At 67.6% G+C, this 18,056-nt stretch carries 15 protein-coding genes; 5 read left to right on the plus strand and 10 right to left on the minus strand.

Annotated elements, in window-relative coordinates:
• Positions 1 to 78 precede the first annotated feature (78 nt).
• The 3 genes from rimM to ffh form a co-directional block, all read right to left on the minus strand.
• A complete protein-coding gene (gene rimM / locus IFE19_RS15965) occupies positions 79 to 606 on the minus strand; it encodes a ribosome maturation factor RimM (RefSeq protein WP_207824043.1) in 528 nt (175 codons plus the stop codon).
• A gap of 109 nt (positions 607 to 715) precedes the next feature.
• Complete coding sequence (rpsP, locus tag IFE19_RS15970; protein ID WP_207824045.1) at positions 716 to 1,246, minus strand: 30S ribosomal protein S16; 531 nt, start codon at positions 1,244 to 1,246, stop codon at positions 716 to 718.
• Between the two features lie 27 nt (positions 1,247 to 1,273).
• Entirely contained in the window at positions 1,274 to 2,818 is a 1,545-nt protein-coding gene (ffh, locus tag IFE19_RS15975; protein ID WP_207824047.1) for a signal recognition particle protein, read from the minus strand.
• Positions 2,819 to 3,115: 297 nt separating this feature from the next.
• Here ffh and ppc point away from each other — a divergent pair, with 297 nt between their 5' ends.
• The gene (gene ppc, locus IFE19_RS15980; protein ID WP_207824049.1) at positions 3,116 to 5,812 is read left to right on the plus strand and encodes a phosphoenolpyruvate carboxylase; all 2,697 of its coding nucleotides are present in this window, start codon (positions 3,116 to 3,118) and stop codon (positions 5,810 to 5,812) included.
• Here the strand turns inward: ppc and IFE19_RS15985 are convergent, their stop codons facing one another.
• Both IFE19_RS15985 and IFE19_RS15990 read right to left on the minus strand, forming a co-directional pair.
• Positions 5,813 to 6,778 carry a magnesium and cobalt transport protein CorA gene (locus IFE19_RS15985; protein ID WP_207824051.1) on the minus strand — a complete coding sequence of 322 codons (966 nt, stop codon included), beginning with the start codon at positions 6,776 to 6,778 and terminating at the stop codon, positions 5,813 to 5,815.
• 147 nt (positions 6,779 to 6,925) lie between these two features.
• Positions 6,926 to 9,112: a M3 family metallopeptidase gene (locus IFE19_RS15990; protein ID WP_207824053.1), complete on the minus strand. Its 2,187-nt coding sequence runs from the start codon at positions 9,110 to 9,112 to the stop codon at positions 6,926 to 6,928.
• Positions 9,113 to 9,235: 123 nt separating this feature from the next.
• On the opposite strand from IFE19_RS15990, the gene IFE19_RS15995 reads away from it, so the two are divergent.
• Complete coding sequence (locus IFE19_RS15995; RefSeq protein WP_207824055.1) at positions 9,236 to 10,099, plus strand: glutamate racemase; 864 nt, start codon at positions 9,236 to 9,238, stop codon at positions 10,097 to 10,099.
• Here IFE19_RS15995 and IFE19_RS16000 read toward each other — a convergent pair whose 3' ends face one another.
• The gene (locus IFE19_RS16000; RefSeq protein WP_207824057.1) at positions 10,100 to 10,600 is read right to left on the minus strand and encodes an S-type pyocin family protein; all 501 of its coding nucleotides are present in this window, start codon (positions 10,598 to 10,600) and stop codon (positions 10,100 to 10,102) included.
• Between the two features lie 135 nt (positions 10,601 to 10,735).
• On the opposite strand from IFE19_RS16000, the gene coaBC reads away from it, so the two are divergent.
• The 3 genes from coaBC to IFE19_RS16015 are packed head-to-tail and all read left to right on the plus strand — an operon-like array spanning position 10,736 to position 12,955.
• Positions 10,736 to 11,971 carry a bifunctional phosphopantothenoylcysteine decarboxylase/phosphopantothenate--cysteine ligase CoaBC gene (gene coaBC / locus IFE19_RS16005; protein WP_207824059.1) on the plus strand — a complete coding sequence of 412 codons (1,236 nt, stop codon included), beginning with the start codon at positions 10,736 to 10,738 and terminating at the stop codon, positions 11,969 to 11,971.
• Between the two features lie 10 nt (positions 11,972 to 11,981).
• Positions 11,982 to 12,431 (plus strand): dUTP diphosphatase, encoded by a 450-nt coding sequence (gene dut, locus IFE19_RS16010; RefSeq protein WP_207824060.1) that lies wholly within the window; start codon positions 11,982 to 11,984, stop codon positions 12,429 to 12,431.
• A 47-nt stretch (positions 12,432 to 12,478) separates the two neighbouring features.
• Positions 12,479 to 12,955, plus strand: coding sequence for a BLUF domain-containing protein (locus IFE19_RS16015; RefSeq protein WP_207824062.1), 477 nt, complete (start codon positions 12,479 to 12,481; stop codon positions 12,953 to 12,955).
• On the opposite strand, the gene IFE19_RS16020 is transcribed toward IFE19_RS16015, so the two are convergent.
• The 4 genes from IFE19_RS16020 to dnaK form a co-directional block, all read right to left on the minus strand.
• The gene (locus IFE19_RS16020; RefSeq protein WP_207824063.1) at positions 12,886 to 13,797 is read right to left on the minus strand and encodes a DMT family transporter; all 912 of its coding nucleotides are present in this window, start codon (positions 13,795 to 13,797) and stop codon (positions 12,886 to 12,888) included. The two genes, IFE19_RS16015 and IFE19_RS16020, sit on opposite strands and share 70 nt — an antisense overlap.
• 8 nt (positions 13,798 to 13,805) lie before the next feature.
• Entirely contained in the window at positions 13,806 to 14,555 is a 750-nt protein-coding gene (dapB, locus tag IFE19_RS16025) for a 4-hydroxy-tetrahydrodipicolinate reductase (protein WP_207824066.1), read from the minus strand.
• A complete protein-coding gene (gene dnaJ / locus IFE19_RS16030) occupies positions 14,552 to 15,760 on the minus strand; it encodes a molecular chaperone DnaJ (protein ID WP_207824068.1) in 1,209 nt (402 codons plus the stop codon). Before dnaJ ends, dapB begins: the two co-directional genes overlap by 4 nt.
• 185 nt (positions 15,761 to 15,945) lie before the next feature.
• The gene (gene dnaK / locus IFE19_RS16035; RefSeq protein ID WP_207824078.1) at positions 15,946 to 17,859 is read right to left on the minus strand and encodes a molecular chaperone DnaK; all 1,914 of its coding nucleotides are present in this window, start codon (positions 17,857 to 17,859) and stop codon (positions 15,946 to 15,948) included.
• Positions 17,860 to 18,056: the final 197 nt, after the last annotated feature.

The following is an 18,056-nucleotide window of genomic DNA, read 5'->3' on the forward strand; positions in this document are numbered from 1 at the left end:
GCGCTCCGGGCGGGTTGAACCTTCCATGTTGGAAGCCTGACCGTCCCTCGCAATAGCCACCGCGTCAGTAGCGGTCGATCAGGCCTCGTCTCGCTCGTCGACCTCGGTCGGACGCACGACGCGCAGCCAGCCCTCGGAGATGCGCAGGTCCGGCGCCGCTTCGCGGGTGAAGGGCAGATACCAGGTCGGGCCGCCCTCCCGGGGGGCGATCTCCAGCATGTCCGAGGCGCCGAAATTCTGCACCGACTTGACCGTGCCGACCACGGCGTCGTCCAGGTCGCGGGCTTCAAGCCCGACCAGATCGGTCAGGTAGAATTCGTCTTCCTCAGGCTCGGGCAGGCGGTCGCGCGGCACGAACAGCTTTTGCCCGCGCAGGGCGTCAGCCTGTTCCTTGACGGTGATCTCCTTGACCCTGGCCACCACGCCCGCCTTGTCCGGGCGCGCCGAGATCAGGGTCAGGGCCGGGGTCCCGTCCGCCTTCAGCAGGGGCTGATAGGCCATCAGGGCCATGGGGTCGGCGGTGAAGGCGGTGATGCGCACCTCGCCCTTCACGCCGAAGGCGCCGCCGATCTGGCCGACGAGGATCAGTTTTTCAGCACCGCTCATCGCAGGCTCCGTTCGTAATTGTCAGCGCCAGATAGCAGAAAAGCAGCGCCCGGGATCGGACGCTGCTTTCCATTTCCGCATCCCGGCCGAAACCAGGAAACCGAAGGGTTTAGCCCTCGGCGTTCTCTTCGGCGGCCGGAGCTTCTTCAGCAGCGGCTTCGACCGGGGCTTCTTCAGCAGCCGGGGCGTTCTTGGCGGCTTCAGCAGCAGCGGCGGCTTCTTCCTTGGCGCGGGCGGCGGCTTCGGCAGCCTCGACCTTGGCGGCGGCTTCAGCTTCCAGACGGTCGGCTTCGCGCTGGGCGCGCTCGGCGGCGCGTTCCTGGGCCTTCTTGCCCGGAGCGCCCTTGTTCGGGTTGTTGCCTTGCGTCCACTGGACCTTGCCGACCAGGACTTCGTCCTGCGACTGGCTGATGAAGCGGGCGACGCGGTCGGTCGGCTGGGCGCCCTTGGCCAGCCATTCCGAGATGCGGTCGGCCTTCAGGGTGACGCGCGGCTGGGCGCTGCCCTTGGGCAGCATCGGGTTGTAGCTGCCGACGCGCTCGATGAACTTGCCGTCGCGCGGGGCGTGCGAGTCAGCCACGACGATGTAGTAGTAGGGGCGCTTCTTGGCGCCACCGCGGGCCAGACGAATCTTCAGCATTTTCAGTCTCTTTCTAGAAAGTCGAAATCAGTTCTTTTTCGGGAAGCCCGGCAGGCCTGGAAGGCCCCCCGGAAGTTGTCCGCCGCCCAGTCCCGCGAGGCGGTCCTGAATGGCTTTCATTTCATCGGCGCTGGGTTCGGCCATCTTGCCGCCGCCCAGGGCCTTGAGGCGGGCCATGTCGGGGCCGCCCATTCCAGGGAGGCCCGGCATTCCGCCGCCGCCGCCGAGGCCGCCCATCATGGCGGCCATCTTCTGCAGGTTCTTGCCGCCGCCCTTGGACAGGGACTTGACCATGTCGGCCATCTGCCGGTGCTGTTTCAGCAGGCGGTTGATGTCCTGGACCTCGACGCCGGCGCCGGCGGCGACGCGCTTCTTGCGGCTGGCGTTCAGCAGGTCGGGCTTCTTGCGCTCGGCCTTGGTCATGGAGCTGATGATGGCTTCCTGACGGGCGATCATCTTGTCGTTGACATTGCTGTCGGCCATCTGGGCCTTCAGCTTGGCCACGCCGGGCAGCATGCCCATGATGCCCTGAAGCCCGCCCATCTTCTTCATCTGCTGCAGCTGGGCGGCCAGGTCGTCCAGATCGAACTGACCCTTGGCCAGCTTGCGGGCCATCTTCTCGGCCTTGGCCTGGTCCAGCTCGCCCGCGGCCTTTTCGACCAGGGCGACGATGTCGCCCTGGCCCAGGATGCGGCCGGCGACGCGGCGGGCGTCGAAGACGTCGAGGGCGTCGACCTTTTCACCGGCGCCCAGATACTTGATCGGCAGGCCGGTGACGGCGCGCATCGACAGCATGGCGCCGCCGCGGCCGTCGCCGTCGGCGCGGGTCAGCACCAGGCCGGTCAGCGGCAGGCGTTCGTGGAAGGCGGCGGCCGTGCGGACCGCGTCCTGACCCGTCAGGCTGTCGGCGACCAGCAGGGTCTCGACCGGATTGGCGACGCGGGCGACCTCGGCCACCTCGGCCATCAGGGCTTCGTCCAGCGTGATACGGCCGGCGGTGTCGAGGATCAGGACATCGAAGCCCTGAAGTTTGGCGGATTGCAGCGCGCGCTTGGCGATCTCGACCGCCGACTGGCCCGCCACGATGGGCAGGGTCGCGACTTCGATCTGCTGACCCAGGGTCGCCAGCTGCTCCATGGCCGCCGGACGACGCGTGTCCAGCGAGGCCATCATGACCTTCTTCTTGTCGAACTTGGTCAGGCGCAGGGCCAGCTTGGCCGAGGTCGTGGTCTTGCCCGAGCCCTGCAGACCGGCCATCAGGATCACGGCGGGCGGCGTCGCATTGATGTTGATCGGGGTCGGCTCTTCGCCGCCCAGCATCTCGACCAGACCGTCATAGACGATCTTGACCACCTGATCGGCCGGCTTGACCGAACGGATGACCTCTTCGCCGGTCGCCTGTTCCTTGGCGCGGCTGATGAAGTCCTTGACCACCGGCAGGGCGACATCGGCCTCGAGCAGGGCGACGCGGACTTCGCGCAGCGCTTCCTCGACATCCTTTTCGGACAGGGCACCGCGGCCGGTGATCCGGTCGAAGACGCCTGTCAGCCGCTCATTCAGAGCCTCGAACATTCAAAACCTTTCATGCGCGAACCCTGACCTCCATAGAGAAACGGCCTCTGGCGACGATCACGTCGGCAGAGGGTCCTCGCCATCCTCGTCCCGATCGAGCGGGGGTCGTGATGGAGGAGGCGCAGGTTCAATTGCGCCGGAAGCGGCGGCTTATGGAGCATCCACAAGCAAATGTCGACTCCCGCCTCTCCACGTCCTCAACCACACAAAGGGTTTCAGCGTTGACCATGAGGACTAGCCGGTTCGGATTCCGCTGATACGGTTCCGCTTCCAGCCTCCCCGCTGAAGGATGATGCGATGATCCAGGCCGCCGACGACCGACTGCGCGACGAGGTCCGCCTGTTGGGCGCCCTGCTGGGCGAGGTGATCCGCGACGAGGGCGGTCAGGAACTCTACGACCGGATCGAGGCGGTGCGTCAGGCCTCGGTGGCCTATCACCGCGACCCGGCCTCGCACGACGCCGCCGAGCTGGAAGGCCTGCTGAAGGACCTGTCGCTGGATCAAGCCATCGGTCTGACCCACGGCTTCGCCGCCTTCTCCCTGCTGGCCAATGTCGCCGAGGATCGGGCGGGCAAGCGCCGCGCCCGCGATCAGGCCGAGGCTGGCGAACGGGCCGACACCCCCGAAGGCGCCCTGAAACGGCTGGATGCGGCGGGCGTGGACAGGACGGCGGTGCGCGATCTGCTGTCTCAAGCCCTGATCTCGCCGGTCCTGACCGCCCACCCGTCCGAGGTGCGTCGCAAGAGCGTGATCGATCGCGTCGCCGCCGTCGGCGCCCTGCTGGACGGCTGCGACCGTGACGGGATCGCCTGTTCGCCCACGGCGCTGAAAACCGCCCTGCGTCGTCAGATCGTCATCCTGTGGGCCACGCGCCTGACCCGCGCCTCGGGCCTGGTAGTGCAGGACGAGATCAACACCGTCACCGACTGGCTGCAGCGCATCTTCCTGCACGTCGCTCCGGCCCAGCTGGCCGAGTGGCGCACCCTGCTGGACGCGCCCGACCTGCCGCCCTTCCTGCGCATCGGCACCTGGGTCGGCGGCGACCGCGACGGCAATCCCAATGTCGACGCCGCTGTGATGAGCGCCGCCTTCCGCACCCAGTCGCGGGCCGTGCTGCGCTTCTATCTGGAGGAGGTGAACGCCCTGGGCGAAGAGCTCAGCCTATCCGCCGACCTGACTGCCGTCACACCCGAACTGGCGGCCCTGGCCCAGAGCTCGGCCGACGCCTCGATCCAGCGCGCGGACGAACCCTATCGCCGGGCGCTGAGCCGCATCTACGCCCGACTGTCAGCCACGCACCAAGCCCTGGCTGGCGGCCCCGCCCCTCTGCCCGCATCATTCGAAGCCCCGGCCTATGACGGCCCCGACGCCTTCCGCGCCGATCTGGCCGTGCTGCACGACAGCCTGATCCGCACCCATGGCGCCGTCTTCGCCGATGACCGGCTGGCCCGACTGATCACCGCGGCGAACGTCTTCGGCTTCCACATGGCGACCCTGGACCTGCGCCAGAACTCCGACGTGCATGAACGCGTCGTCGCCGACCTGCTCAAGGTCGCGGGCGTCTGTCCCGACTACGCCGCGCTCGACGAAGAGGCGCGTCTGACCCTGCTGGCGCGCGAACTGGCGGGTCCGCGCCCCCTCTTCTCGCCCTATGCCGACTACGCGCCCGAAACCCTGAAGGAGCGCGCCATCCTGCAGGCGGCGGCGCAGGCCCTGTCCGCCTTCGGCCCGCAGGCCATCCGCACCCATATCGTCTCCAAGACCGACGCGGCCTCGGACATGCTGGAGGTCTATCTGCTGCTGAAGGAGGTCGGCCTCTACGACCCGGCCGACCCCGCCGCCTGCCCCATCCAGGCCGCCCCCTTGTTCGAGACCATCGAGGACCTGCGCGCCTCCCAGCCGACGCTGCAGCGGGTGCTGGCCGAGCCGTCCGCCCGCGCCGTGGCGACCGCCCGCGGGGTGCAGGAGGTGATGATCGGCTACTCCGACAGCAACAAGGACGGCTCCTACCTGACCTCGGGCTGGGAGTTGCACGAGGCCTCGCGCGCCCTGCTCGACGTCACCCGCGCGGCAGGGGTCCGTCTGCAACTGTTCCACGGTCGCGGCGGCGCCGTCGGCCGCGGCGGCGGCTCCAGCTTCTCCGCCGTGCTAGGCCAGCCGGCGGGGACGGTGGCTGGCCGCATCCGCGTCACCGAACAGGGCGAGGTCATCGCCAACAAGTACGGCGAGCCCGAAGTGGCGCAGCGCAACCTCGACGCCCTGACCTGCGGGACCCTGCTGGCCTCGCTGGGGCCGCAGACCGACGGCGGCTACAGCGCCGAACATGGCGCCACGGCGGCGCGCCTGTCGGCGGCCTCGATGACGGCCTATCGCGCCCTGGTCTATGAGACGCCCGGCTTCGTCGACTATTTCCGCGCCGCCACCCCCATCGCCGAGATCGCCGACCTGAAGATCGGTTCGCGCCCGGCCAGCCGCTCGACCTCGACCGCCATCGAGGACCTGCGCGCCATCCCCTGGGTGTTCAGCTGGTCGCAGTCGCGGGTCATGCTGCCCGGCTGGTTCGGCTTCGGCTCGGCGGTCCAGGGCGAGAACCCGGACGAACTGCGCGACATGGCCGCCGCCTGGCCCTTCTTCCGCACCGTGGTCCAGAACATGGAGATGGTGATGGCCAAGGCCGACATGGCCATCGCCCGCCGCTACGCCGGACTGGTCCCCGACCCGGCCCTGGCCGAGCGCATCTACGGCGAGATCCTCAAGGAATGGGAGCGAACCAAAGCCGCCGTCCTGTCCATCACCGGCCACGACGACCTGCTGGGCGGCCAGCCCGAGCTGGACCGGTTGATCCGCCAGCGGATGCCCTATGTCGAGCCGCTAAACCACGTGCAGATCGAGCTGATCCGCCGCCGCCGCGCCGGCGACGACGACCCGCGCGTCCGCAACGGCATTCTGCTGGCCATCAACGGCGTGGCGGCGGGCCTCAGGAACAGCGGCTGATCACAGCCACTTCGAGCGCTTGAAGGTGACGTAGAGGCCGAGGCAGATGACAAGGATCAGCCCCATAACGGCGGGATAGCCATAGGTCCAGCGCAGCTCGGGCATGTGCTCGAAATTCATGCCGTAGATGCCGGCCACCGCGGTCGGCGTCGCCAGGATGGCGGCCCAGGCGGCCAGCTTGCGGGTGATGACGCCCTGCCTCTGCTGCTCCAGCAGGTTGGACGCCTCGAACACCGAGGCCAGGATGTCGCGCAGCACGCCCGCGCGACTGGCGACGCGGCGCACGTGGTCGGCCACGTCGCGGAAATAGGGCCGCACCTCGCGGTCGATGCAGGGCAGGTCCAGCGACTGCAGCTTGACCGCCACCTCCTCCATCGGCCCCAGGATGCGGCTGAACTTCAGCAGCTCGCGCCGCAGCAGGAACAGACGGGTGATGTCGTCGCGCGACAGGAAGCTGTCCAGCGCCACCTGTTCCATCTCCAGCACCTTGTCCTCGATGGCGTCGATGATGGGAATGTAGCCGTCAACGATGAAGTCCAGCACTCCGTGCAGGATGAAATCCGGTCCGTGCTTCAATTGCTGGGGCGAGGCCTCCAGCTGGGCGCGCAACTGGGTATGACCGCGCGCCGAGCCGTGGCGAATGGTGACCACGTAGTTTGGCCCGATGAAGATATGGGTCTCGCCATAGACGATGTGATCGCCCTCGGCCTGGGCGGTGCGGGCGACGATGAAGAGCTCGGAGCCATAGACCTCCAGCTTGGGGATCTGGTGCGCCGTCATGGCGTCCTCGACCGCCAGGGGGTGCAACTTGAAGCGCCGCACCAGGATGTCGCTCTCCTCGTCCGTCGGCTCGTGCAGGCCGATCCAGAGGTATTCGCCCTTGGCCAGGGTCAGACCCTGATCCGTCAGCGGCGCCGCGCGCACCCGCTGGCCGTCCTTGTAAACGTAGGAGGCGACGACGCTCATGCGAGGAACCCATTCGGCTAAAACACCGCCAAGGCTTACCACCTAGCCGAAGCCGCACAAGAAAAAGGCCCGACGGATCGCTCCGCCGGGCCTCTCCAACTTTAACGCTTAACGGGCCTCAAGTAGGCCGAAGGCCGTTAGGCCCACTCAAGAAGTCGGGAAGCCGCGCACCTTGAGCAGGGCCGCCACGTCGGGGTTGCGGCCGCGGAACTGACGATAGGCGTCGCCGCGATCCGTGGTGTTGCCCGGCGCCAGGATGATCGACTTGAAGCGACCGCCGATGTCCGGGTTGAAGACGTCGCCCGACTCCTCGAAGTAGGCCCAGGTGTCCGCGTCCATCACTTCCGACCACAGGTAGGAGTAGTAGCCGGCCGAATAGGCGTCCGAGGTGAAGAGGTGGTTGAACTGCGGCAGGCGGTGCCGCATCACGATCTCCTTGGGCATGCCCAGACGGTCCAGCGAGGCCTTCTCGAAGGCGCCGATGTCGGTCGGCGGCGTGGCTTGCGTATGCAGGTCCATGTCGACCAGGGCCGAGGACAGATAGCTGACCGTGGCGTAGCCCTGGTTGAAGGTCGAGGAGGCCTCGATCTTGTCCACCAGCGCCTGCGGCATCGGCTGCTTGGTCTCGACGTGCTTCATGTAGCCGTCGAGGATCGGGCGGCTCAGCACCCAGTGCTCATGCACCTGCGACGGATATTCCACGAAGTCGCGCGGCGTGTTGCCGAACGACGGATAGGTCACCACCGACGAGAAGTAGTGCAGGGCGTGGCCGAACTCGTGGAACAGGGTCTCGGCGTCGTCCAGCGAGATCAGCAGGGGCTGACCGGCCTCGGCCTTAACGAAGTTGTTGTTGTTCGAGGCCAGGATCGGCTTCGAGCCCGTCAGCTGCGAGAAGGACCGGTAGGTGGTCATCCAGGCGCCCGAACGCTTGCCCGGACGGGCGAAGTCGTCGGCGTAGTAGAGGCCGATCAGCTTGCCCGTGGCCTTGTCGGTGACCTCATAGGTGGTCACGTCCGGCTCGAAGGTCGAGACCGCGCCCTTGGGCAGTTGCTTGAAGACGAAGCCGTACAGGCGCTCGGCCATGTAGAAGGACGCCGCGCGCACCGCGTGCAGTTCGAAGTAGGGCTTCAACTCGTTCTGATCGAGGTCGTACTTGGCCTTGCGGACCTTCTCGGCGAAGTAGAGGTAGTCCCAGGGCTCGATGTCGAAACCGGCGATCGCCTTCATGTCGGCGACCTCCTCGGCCACGCGGGCCTTGGCCGGGGCCCAGACGCGCTGCATCAGCTCCATGGCCGCGGCCGGGGTCTTGGCCATGGTGTCCTGCATGCGCCATTCGGCGTGATTGCCGAAACCGAGCAGCTTGGCGCGCTGCTGACGCAGGGCGACGATCTGGGCGATGGTCGACTTGGTGTCGTTGGCGTCGCCGTTGTCGCCGCGCTTGACGAACTTCTTCCACACCTGCTCGCGCAGGGCCCGGTCGTCGGCGAAGGTCAGGAAGGGATCGACGCTGGAACGGGTGTTGACGATGGCCCATCCCTGGACGTTGCGCGTGCGCGCAGCGGCGGCGGCGGCGGCCTTGTTCGAGTCCGGCAGGCCCTTCAGGCCGGCCTCGCTGGTGATGACGGTCCAGGTGTTCTCGTCAGCCACCACCTTCTGGCCGAAGCCGGTGAAGGCGTTCGACAGGGCGGTGTTGATGCGGCCCAGCTCGGCCTTGCCCGCGGCGTTCAGGGCGGCGCCGTTGCGCACGAAGGCGTCGCGGCTGCGCTCGGCCAGACGCGTCTGCTGGGCGTTCAGGCCGCTGGTTTCAGCCCCGTCGGCCACGGCCTTGATGCGCTGGAACAGCTTCTCGTTGAAGGTGATCTCGTCCGAGGCGGCCGACAGGATCGGCGACAGCTCGGTCTCCAGCACGTCCCACGCGTCGCCGCCGATGTTCGACGTCATGACGCTGAAGACGTTGATGGCGCGGTCCAGCGGTTCGCCGACCAGCTCCATCGCCACCAGGGTGTTGGCGAAGGTCGGGGCGTCGGGGTTGTTGGCGATCGCGGCGATGTCGGCGCGTTGCAGCTCGATGCCTTCCAGGATGGCTTCGCGCATCTTGGGCGCGGTCACCTTGTCCCACGGGGGCACGCCTTCATAGGGGCCGGTCCAGGGCTGCAGCAGCTCGGCGCGCGGCGCGGTCGTCGGCAGGACGGCGCGGGCGATACGCGCCTCATCGGCGGTCGACAGGGAAGCGGCGGTCGGTCCCGTCATTCCGTTCTCCATAGCGCCGGCGGCGGCGCAGCCCGTCAGGGCGAAGAGGCTCGCGCCCCCGATGAGAAGATGGCGTCTGTGCATCCAGGTCTCCCAACCTTTTTTCGTGTTCGCGCGACCCTAGGCGCGCTTGGCCGGGCCGTCACATAGAGCCGATGTAATCCTAACTATTGGACGACGGAACCCCACGGGTCTAAAGGCCGCTGCATGGCGATAGGCGTTTTCGACTCCGGCGTGGGGGGCCTGACGGTCCACCGCGAACTCACGACCCGCTTTCCGACGCGGGACTTCATCTATCTGGGCGACCAGGCCCACGCTCCCTATGGCGGGCGTGGCGGCGAGGACATCGTCGAGCTGACCCGCGCCGGATGCGAGCGTCTGTTCGAGGCCGGGGCCTCGGTGGTCGTCCTGGCCTGCAACACGGCCTCGGCCATCGCGCTTCGTCGCCTGCAGCAGACCTGGATTCCGGGGATGCGCGAGAAGCTGGGCCGTCCGGTCAATGTCCTGGGCATCATCGTTCCGACCATCGAGGCGGCCACCGGCCTGCCCTGGTCCTATGAGGCCGAGCGCAACGGCCGACTGGAAGGCGAGAAGAAACAGGCGATCGACGTCACCGGCGTCTTCTGCACCGCCGCCACGGCCATGAGCCGGGTCTATGAAATCGAGATCGACAAGCGCCGCGAGGACCTGGCCGTCTTCACCGAGCCCTGCCCCGGTCTGGCCGGCCTGATCGAACTGGGCGCCCCGGCCGAAGAATTGAAGGTGGTGGTGGACGACCACGTCGACGCCCTGCGCCGCCGGATCGGCCGCCACCCGGACAAGGCCATCCTGGGCTGCACCCACTATGAGATCGTCGCCGATCTGTTCGCCGACGCCCTGCCCGCCGGGGTCCAAGTCATCAGCCAGCCGGCCGCCGTGGCCGACTCGCTGGAACGTTATTTTGCGCGCCACCCGGAATACGACCTGGGATCGTCCGGCCGTCGCGACTTCCTGACCACCGGCACGCCCGGCCCGCAATCGGACCTGATCGCCCGCTTCTGGGGCGCGCCGTTGAGCTTCGACGCGGCCTGATTACTCGGCCGGGCTTGAACGGCGCTGACCGAAGGTCGGCGCCCTTTCCTTCTGCTGCGCCCAATAGGCCGGACCGTCGTCAGGCTTGAACATGGTGCGCGGCACGCCGTTGCGGTCCACCACCGCAAAGGTGTTGGTCGAAGCCTGATAATAGAGGGTGTCGCCGTTCGGCCGCTTGACCGTCTCGGTCCCCTTGGGCGCCGCCTCGGTGAAGGCCCGCACCTTGGCCAGGTAGTCGTCCGCCGACCGAGCCCCGAAGGCCGCGCCGTTGCGCTCATACAGGCGCTGCACCTTGGCGTCGGCGGTTTCGCGCCGATTGGCTGTGACCGGCGGCCTGGCCTCAGGCGTCACGGCTTCGATCTCGCCGTCCGGCGTCGTCGTTGAGCTCAGCGCGACCGGCTCGACCGCCGCCCGTTCCCGCGTTTCGACCGCCGAGCCGCCGCTGTCGCAGGCCGCCAGAACCAGCACCGCAAGAACGCCCGCCGTCACTTGAATTCGCATGGATCACCCTCCCTGAAAAACCCGCCGAACGCAGTTAGACATAAACAATTTGTTCTGGCAATGTTCCAAAAGCGCAGCCTGTTGCGGCACGGCTGTGTCTCGACGACGTCATGCAGCCCCGCTACAGATTTTCTCATGACCGCATCCTCGCTTTCCGGCCGCAAGGTCCTGCTGATCGTCGGCGGCGGCATCGCCGCTTACAAGGCGCTGGAGCTGATCCGCCTGCTGAGGAAGGCCGACGCCGAGGTGATGACGGTTCTGACCAGGGCCGGGGCCGAGTTCGTCACCCCCATGTCGCTGGCGGCCCTGACCGGCCATCCCGTGCGCCAGGACCTGTTCATGCCCGAAGACGAGACGGCCATGGGCCATATCGAACTGTCGCGCTGGGCCGATCTGGTCGTGGTGGCCCCCGCCACGGCGGGTCTGATCGCCAAGGCCGCCAATGGTCTAGCCGACGACCTGGCATCGACCACGCTTCTGGCCACCGACAAGAAGGTGCTGCTGGCCCCGGCCATGAACGTGCGCATGTGGCTGCACCCGGCGGTGCAGGCCAATGTCGAGCGACTGAAGGGTTTCGACGGCTTCCACGGCATGGCCGTGGTCGGACCTGACGACGGCATCATGGCCTGCGGCGAGTTCGGCCCCGGCCGCATGGCCGAGCCGCCCGCCATCTTCGACGCCATCGCGCGCCTGCTGGCCGGACCGGACGGCCGCCCGCTGACCGGCAGGACCGCCGTGGTCACCGCCGGGCCGACTTTTGAGCCCATCGACCCGGTGCGCGGCCTGACCAATCGCTCCAGCGGCAAGCAGGGCTACGCCGTCGCCGCCGCCCTCGCCGAGCTTGGCGCCGAGGTGACCCTGATCTCCGGCCCCGTGGCCCTGGACGCCCCCGTCGGGGTCACCCGCGTCTGGGTCGAGGCGGCAACCGAAATGAAGGCCGCCGTCGAGGCCCGTCTGAACTCTGATCGAGGGACGGACATCGCCGTCATGAGCGCCGCCGTCGCCGACTGGCGCGTGGACGGGATCGCCTCGGGCAAGATCAAGAAAAAGCCGGGCGGCCCGCCGTCCCTGGCCCTGATCGAGAACCCCGACATCCTGGCCGGCGTCTCCGCCCCCGGTCCCCGGCGTCCGAAACTGGTGGTCGGCTTCGCCGCCGAAACCAGCGACCTGGAGACCAACGCCCGCGCCAAGCTGTCGAGGAAGGGCTGCGACTGGATCGTCGGCAACGATGTCTCGGGCGAGGTCTTCGGCTCGGACGGCAACGCCGTGACCCTGTTCACCCGGAACGGCGCCGAGCCCTGGCCGCGCCAGTCCAAGACCGAGGTGGCGAGGAAGCTCGCCCACCGCATCGCCGATCACTTCAAGGCCTGAGAGACCTCTTATGACCACCGTCCGCGTCGAACGCCTGCCCCACGCCGAGGGCCTGGCCCTGCCTGCCTATGAGACGACGGGATCGGCGGGCATGGATCTGCGCGCGGCCCTGCCTGAGTTCGAGCCGGTGATCCTGGCGCCGGGCGAACGCCGACTGATCCCCACCGGCCTGAAGATCGCTCTGGAGCCCGGCTATGAAGCCCAGGTGCGCCCCCGCTCGGGGCTGGCGCTGAAGCACGGCGTCACCTGCCTGAACTCGCCCGGCACCATCGACAGCGACTATCGCGGCGAAGTCGGGGTCATCCTGATCAACCACGGCCAGATCGCCTTCGAGATCAACCGCGGCGAGCGTATCGCGCAGATGGTCATTGCGCCCTACGCCCAGGCCGTCATGGCCGAGGTCGACGCCCTGGACGAGACCGAGCGCGGCTCAGGCGGGTTTGGTTCGACGGGACGCTGATAAAACGGCGCTTTACGGAGCGCCGTTTTTCAACCTAGCGTAGCGGCATGAATCAGCTGGACCAGCTCGTTTACTGCAGCCGCGCCCGACTGACGCCGGAGCAAGCCGCCGATCAGATCGCCGACATCGTCCACGTCGCGGCCTTTCGCAACGCCCAGGTCGGCATCACCGGCGCCCTGACCCTGAGAGGCGACATCTTTGTCCAGATGCTGGAGGGCGCCCCCACCGCACTGGATATCCTGATGCTGCATCTGCATTTCGATGCGCGGCACGAGGACATCGTCGTCTTGGCTCGCGAACGGATCACGCAGCGCGCCTTTCCTGTCTGGGGCATGACGGCGCCGCAGGCGGCCCCATCGACCGCCAGCGCCCTGGATATCCTGATCACCGAGCGTTCGCCGCGTCTGGATCTGTGGCGGCAGGCCATGGGCGCCGCCCTGGCCCCCCAGGCCCTTCAGACAGAGGCGTTGGGCGCTGGGGGCGTGATCTCGCGCCTCAGCACGCGCTCGCGCCAGGCGGTGTAGAGACCGCTGCCCGCGATCAGGGCGGCGCCTATCAGGGTCGCGCCCGTCGGCGCATCGCCCAGCAGAAGCCAGCCCAGAACCACGGCTCCGACCATCTGCAGATAGTCCAGCGGCGCCAGGGCCGAGACCGGAGCGTGCTGCAGCGAGGTGGTCATCAGCAACTGGGCCAGCCCCCCGGCCAACCCGCCCGCCGCCAGCACAGCCAGAACCGGCCAGGTGTGACTATGGCCGTCAAACAGGGCCAACGCCCCGCCGGTCAGAGCGCAGGCGACGAAGAACCAGAAGACGATGGCGGTGGCCTTCTCCGTCTTGCCCAGCTGACGCAGGGTGACGGTGACCGAGGCGGCGACAAAGGCCCCGCCGAGCGCGAACAGCAGACCGCCCAGCGGCGGCGCGCCCTCGGACCCTGGTCGCACCAGAACCAGCACGCCGACGAAACCCAGGACAACCGCCGTCCAGCGATGGCGGCCGACCTTCTCTTTCAGGAAGACGATGGACAGCAGGGTGGCGAAGATGGGGGCGGTGAAGCCGATTGTGGTGGCGTCAGCGAGCGGCAAAAGCCTCAGGCCCTGGAAGATCAGCAGGATGCCCGTCACCCCCAGGACGCAGCGCCAGACGTGAACCATGGGCCTCCGGGTCGAGATCACGGCCAGTCCCCCGCCGTTGCTCAGCACCCAGAACAGCACCACCGGCAGACCGAAGATAGAACGATAGAAGACCATCTCGCCCGCCGAAACGGGTTCCACCGTCGCCGCCCACTTCATCAGGGCGTACATCAAGGAGAAGCTGAGCGCCGCCGCAGCCCGGAGCGCCATGCCGTAGCTGGTTCCTTGCCGGCTCATCCGCCGGTTCAGGCCTGGCGGAAGCCGAGCACGTCCTGCATGTCATAGAGGCCGGGACGGCGGTTGCGCACCCAGGCGGCGGCGGCCACGGCGCCCTTGGCGAACAGGGACCGGTCGATGGCCGAGTGCGACAGGGTCAGCAGTTCGTCGTCCGAGCCGAACAGGACCGTGTGTTCGCCGATGACGCCGCCGGCGCGCAGGGAGGCGAAGCCGATCTTGCCCGCCTCACGCGGGCCGGTGATGCCGTCATAGGGCGCGGTCCTCAGGTCTTCCAGATCGCGACCCCGACCGTTAGCCGCGGCCTCGCCCAGCATCAGGGCGGTGCCTGAGGGAGCGTCCACCTTGCGCCGGTGATGGGTCTCCAGCACCTCGATGTCCCAGTCGCGGCCATCCAGACGCTGGGCCGCGTGCTCGACCAGACCGATCAGGATGTTGAGGCCCAGCGAGAAGTTTCCGCTGCGGACGATGGCGATCCTGTCCGCCGCCGCTTCGATCTCGGCGTCCTGTTCCGGCGACAGGCCCGTGGAACCGATCACCAGGGCCGGTCCGCCGCGCTCGGCGCAGGCCCGGGCCAGTTCGACCGAGGCCTCAGGCGTCGAGAAGTCGATGATGACGTCGCACAGACTCAGATCGGGCGTCTCTCCCCGGTCAAAGCGCGTCGCCACCACCACATCTTCACGGGCGTCCAGAACCTGGGAAACAGCGCGACCCATCCGGCCCCGCGCGCCGGAAATGCCGGCGTGGAAGATGTCGCTCACGCAGTCTCTTTCGGATTGTCGGCGTCGCCGCCCAGGATGTCGGCCCAGAAACGTCGAGCCTTGCCCGCGAAGCTGGTGTTGCGCGGATTCTGACTCTCTCCGAACGAGGCCGCAAGCTCCTGCATCAGCTCCTTCTGACGCGGGGTCAGATCGGTCGGGGTTTCCACGAACAGCTCGACCACCAGATCGCCGCGCTGACGGCCATTCAGGTGGGGCATGCCCTTGCCCTTGATGCGCACCGTCTTGCCGGTCTGGGCGCCGGCGGGCACCTCGACCGTGGCCTTGCACTTGCCGTCGCAGGCCTCGGACACCAGGCAGGGGGCGTCGACCACCCCGCCGAGCGCCGCCACCGTCATCGGCACCGGCACCGTGACCAGCAGGTCCAGGTTGTCGCGCTCGAACAGTTCGTGGTCGTGCACCGACAGGAAGACATAGAGGTCGCCGCGCGGGCCGCCGCGCTGACCGGCCTCGCCCTCGCCCGACAGGCGGATGCGCGAGCCGTCGTCGACGCCGGCGGGGATCTTGAGGCTGAGCTGGCGGTTCTTGCGGACCTGGCCGTGACCATGACAGGCGGTGCAGGGGTCGGCGATCATCTCGCCCGAGCCGCCGCAACGGGGGCAGGTGCGCTCGACCTGGAAGAAGCCGTTGGCCTGGCGCACGCGTCCGGCGCCGCCGCAGGTGGAGCAGATGGTCGGCTTGGTCCCGGCCTTGGCGCCCGAGCCGTCGCAGACCTCGCAGGTCATGGTGGTGGGGACCGAAATCTCGACCTCTGCGCCCTTGTAGGCCTGCTCCAGGGTGATCTCGAGGTCATAGCGCAGGTCCGAGCCGCGACGCGGTCCGCCCTGTTGCTGACGCCCGCCGCCTCGGCCGCCGAAGGCCTCCCCGAAGGCGTCCCCGAAGACCTGGGAGAAGATGTCGTTGATGTCGTGGAAACCTTGCCCGCCGCCGCGTCCGAACGGGTCGCCGCCGCCGGCGCCGCCGTTCACGCCCGCATGACCGAACCGGTCATAGGCCGCACGCTTCTGATCGTCCGACAGCACCGTATAGGCCTCGGAGATCTCCTTGAACTGGGCGAGGGATTCTTCCGAGCCGCCGTTGCGGTCCGGGTGGTGGATCATGGCCAGCTTGCGATAGGCCGCCTTCAGGCCCGGCGCATCGATGGTCCGTTCGACCCCCAGAATTTCGTAATAGTCACGCTGCGCCATCAGGCGTTCGTCCTCTTACTTTCTCGCTGCGCTCGCCGTCCCGGTTGAGCCGAGGATCGTGCGTTCGCGGATGACCCGGTGGCCATGCCTGCTGACATGGGCGCCCGGTCGAATGATGCAAGTTTTATGAAACGGCCCCGCCTGCCGTCTGGCAAGCGGGGCCGGTCGTCTTCAATCGCGTTTCGTTACGCGTTCTTCTTGTCGTCGTCGGCGTCCGAGACTTCCTCGAACTCGGCGTCGACCACGCCGTCGTCGGCGGGAGCCTCAGCCGAGGCGCCGTCTTCACCGGCGCCCTGCTGGGCGGCGTACATGGCCTCGCCCAGCTTCATCGAGGCCTGGGCCAGGGTGTTGGTCTTCTCGCGGATGACTTCCGGGTCCGAACCGTCCTTGGCCGACTTCAGGTCGTCCAGGGCCGACTGGATGGTCGCCTTGGTCGTGTCATCGATCTTGTCGCCGTGTTCCGACAGGGCCTTTTCGGTCGAGTGGATCAGGCTGTCGGCGCCGTTGACGGCCTCGACCAGGTCCTTGCGGACCTTGTCGGCGGCGGCGTTGGCTTCGGCTTCCTTGACCATCTTGTCGATGTCCGCATCCGACAGGCCGCCGTTGGCCTGAATGCGGATCGACTGTTCCTTGTTGGTCGCCTTGTCCTTGGCGGTGACGTGGACGATGCCGTTGGCGTCGATGTCGAAGGCGACCTCGATCTGCGGCATGCCGCGCGGCGCCGGCGGAATGCCCATCAGGTCGAACTGACCCAGGACCTTGTTGTCGGCGGCCATCGGGCGTTCGCCCTGGAAGACGCGGATCGTCACGGCCGACTGGTTGTCGTCGGCGGTCGAGAAGACCTGGGCCTTCTTGGTCGGGATGGTGGTGTTGCGCTCGATCAGCGGAGTGAACACGCCGCCCAGGGTCTCGATGCCCAGGGTCAGCGGGGTCACATCCAGCAGCAGCACGTCCTTGACGTCGCCTTGCAGAACGCCGGCCTGAACGGCGGCGCCCAGGGCCACGACTTCGTCAGGGTTCACGCCCTTGTGCGGCTCCTTGCCGAAGAATTTCTTCACGGCTTCCTGCACGGCGGGCATGCGGGTCATGCCGCCGACCAGCACCACTTCATCGATGTCCGAGGCCTTCAGGCCCGCGTCCTTCAGCGCCTTGGCGCAGGGCTCGATGGTGCGGGTGATCAGGTCTTCGACCAGGGCTTCCAGCTTGGCGCGCGACAGCTTGATGTTCAGGTGCAGCGGGCCCGAGGCGTTCATGGTGATGAACGGCAGGTTGACCTCGTACTGGGTCGTCGAGGACAGCTCCTTCTTGGCCTTCTCGGCCTCTTCCTTCAGGCGCTGCAGAGCCAGCTTGTCGGTCCGCAGATCGACGCCCTGCTCCTTCTTGAACTCGTCGGCCAGGTAGTCGACCAGACGCAGGTCGAAGTCCTCGCCGCCCAGGAAGGTGTCGCCGTTGGTCGACTTCACCTCGAAGACGCCGTCGCCGATCTCCAGGATCGAGACGTCGAAGGTGCCGCCGCCCAGGTCATAGACGGCGATCTTCTGACCGTCGTTCTTCTCCAGGCCGTAGGCCAGGGCGGCCGCGGTCGGCTCGTTGATGATGCGCAGGACTTCCAGGCCGGCGATCTTGCCGGCGTCCTTGGTGGCCTGACGCTGGGCGTCGTTGAAGTAGGCCGGAACGGTGATGACGGCCTGGGTCACGGTCTCGCCGAGGTAGGCCTCAGCGGCCTCCTTCATCTTGCCGAGGGTGAAGGCCGAGACCTGTTGCGGCGAATAGTCCTTGCCGTGGGCGCGCACCCAGGCGTCGCCGTTCGGGCCCTTGACGATCTCGTAGGGCACCATGCCCTTGTCCTTGGCCACCACCGGGTCATCGAAATTGCGGCCGATCAGGCGCTTGATGGCGAAGAAGGTGTTGGTCGGGTTCGTGACCGCCTGGCGACGCGCAGGCTGGCCGACGAGCACTTCGCCGCTGTCCTGGATCGCCACGACCGACGGGGTCGTGCGGTTGCCTTCGGCGTTCTCGATGACCTTGGGGTTCTTGCCGTCCATGACGGCGACGCACGAGTTGGTCGTGCCGAGGTCGATGCCGATAATCTTGGCCATGAGCTTGTCTTTTCACTCCTTGCGGCGGGCGATGCGGCGGCCTTCGAAAAGCGCCGCGCGTGACCGCCCCCAGTTGGGCTGAAAGCCGTTCCGGTCGTCCGGTCGGGCGGGTTGAATGGTTGCGGTCGAAAGCCCCAGCAACTCCGGGGTTTCTTCCAGACTGGCCCGGATATGGGAAAGACCGCAGGGCCTGCAAG

This window comes from Brevundimonas pondensis (assembly GCF_017487345.1).
GTDB lineage: Bacteria > Pseudomonadota > Alphaproteobacteria > Caulobacterales > Caulobacteraceae > Brevundimonas > Brevundimonas pondensis.

Excerpts from the sequence above, each read along its gene's own strand:
- rpsP (WP_207824045.1), bottom strand. The coding sequence starts at position 1,246 with ATGCTGAAGATTCGTCTGGCCCGCGGTGGCGCCAAGAAGCGCCCCTAC.
- IFE19_RS15985 (WP_207824051.1), bottom strand. The coding sequence starts at position 6,778 with ATGAGCGTCGTCGCCTCCTACGTTTACAAGGACGGCCAGCGGGTGCGC.
- dnaJ (WP_207824068.1), bottom strand. The coding sequence starts at position 15,760 with ATGGCGCAGCGTGACTATTACGAAATTCTGGGGGTCGAACGGACCATC.
- coaBC (WP_207824059.1), top strand. The coding sequence starts at position 10,736 with ATGACCGCATCCTCGCTTTCCGGCCGCAAGGTCCTGCTGATCGTCGGC.
- ppc (WP_207824049.1), top strand. The coding sequence starts at position 3,116 with ATGATCCAGGCCGCCGACGACCGACTGCGCGACGAGGTCCGCCTGTTG.
- IFE19_RS16015 (WP_207824062.1), top strand. The coding sequence starts at position 12,479 with ATGAATCAGCTGGACCAGCTCGTTTACTGCAGCCGCGCCCGACTGACG.
- IFE19_RS16000 (WP_207824057.1), bottom strand. The coding sequence starts at position 10,600 with ATGCGAATTCAAGTGACGGCGGGCGTTCTTGCGGTGCTGGTTCTGGCG.
- ffh (WP_207824047.1), bottom strand. The coding sequence starts at position 2,818 with ATGTTCGAGGCTCTGAATGAGCGGCTGACAGGCGTCTTCGACCGGATC.
- IFE19_RS15995 (WP_207824055.1), top strand. The coding sequence starts at position 9,236 with ATGGCGATAGGCGTTTTCGACTCCGGCGTGGGGGGCCTGACGGTCCAC.
- dut (WP_207824060.1), top strand. The coding sequence starts at position 11,982 with ATGACCACCGTCCGCGTCGAACGCCTGCCCCACGCCGAGGGCCTGGCC.
- dnaK (WP_207824078.1), bottom strand. The coding sequence starts at position 17,859 with ATGGCCAAGATTATCGGCATCGACCTCGGCACGACCAACTCGTGCGTC.
- IFE19_RS15990 (WP_207824053.1), bottom strand. The coding sequence starts at position 9,112 with ATGCACAGACGCCATCTTCTCATCGGGGGCGCGAGCCTCTTCGCCCTG.
- rimM (WP_207824043.1), bottom strand. The coding sequence starts at position 606 with ATGAGCGGTGCTGAAAAACTGATCCTCGTCGGCCAGATCGGCGGCGCC.
- IFE19_RS16020 (WP_207824063.1), bottom strand. The coding sequence starts at position 13,797 with ATGAGCCGGCAAGGAACCAGCTACGGCATGGCGCTCCGGGCTGCGGCG.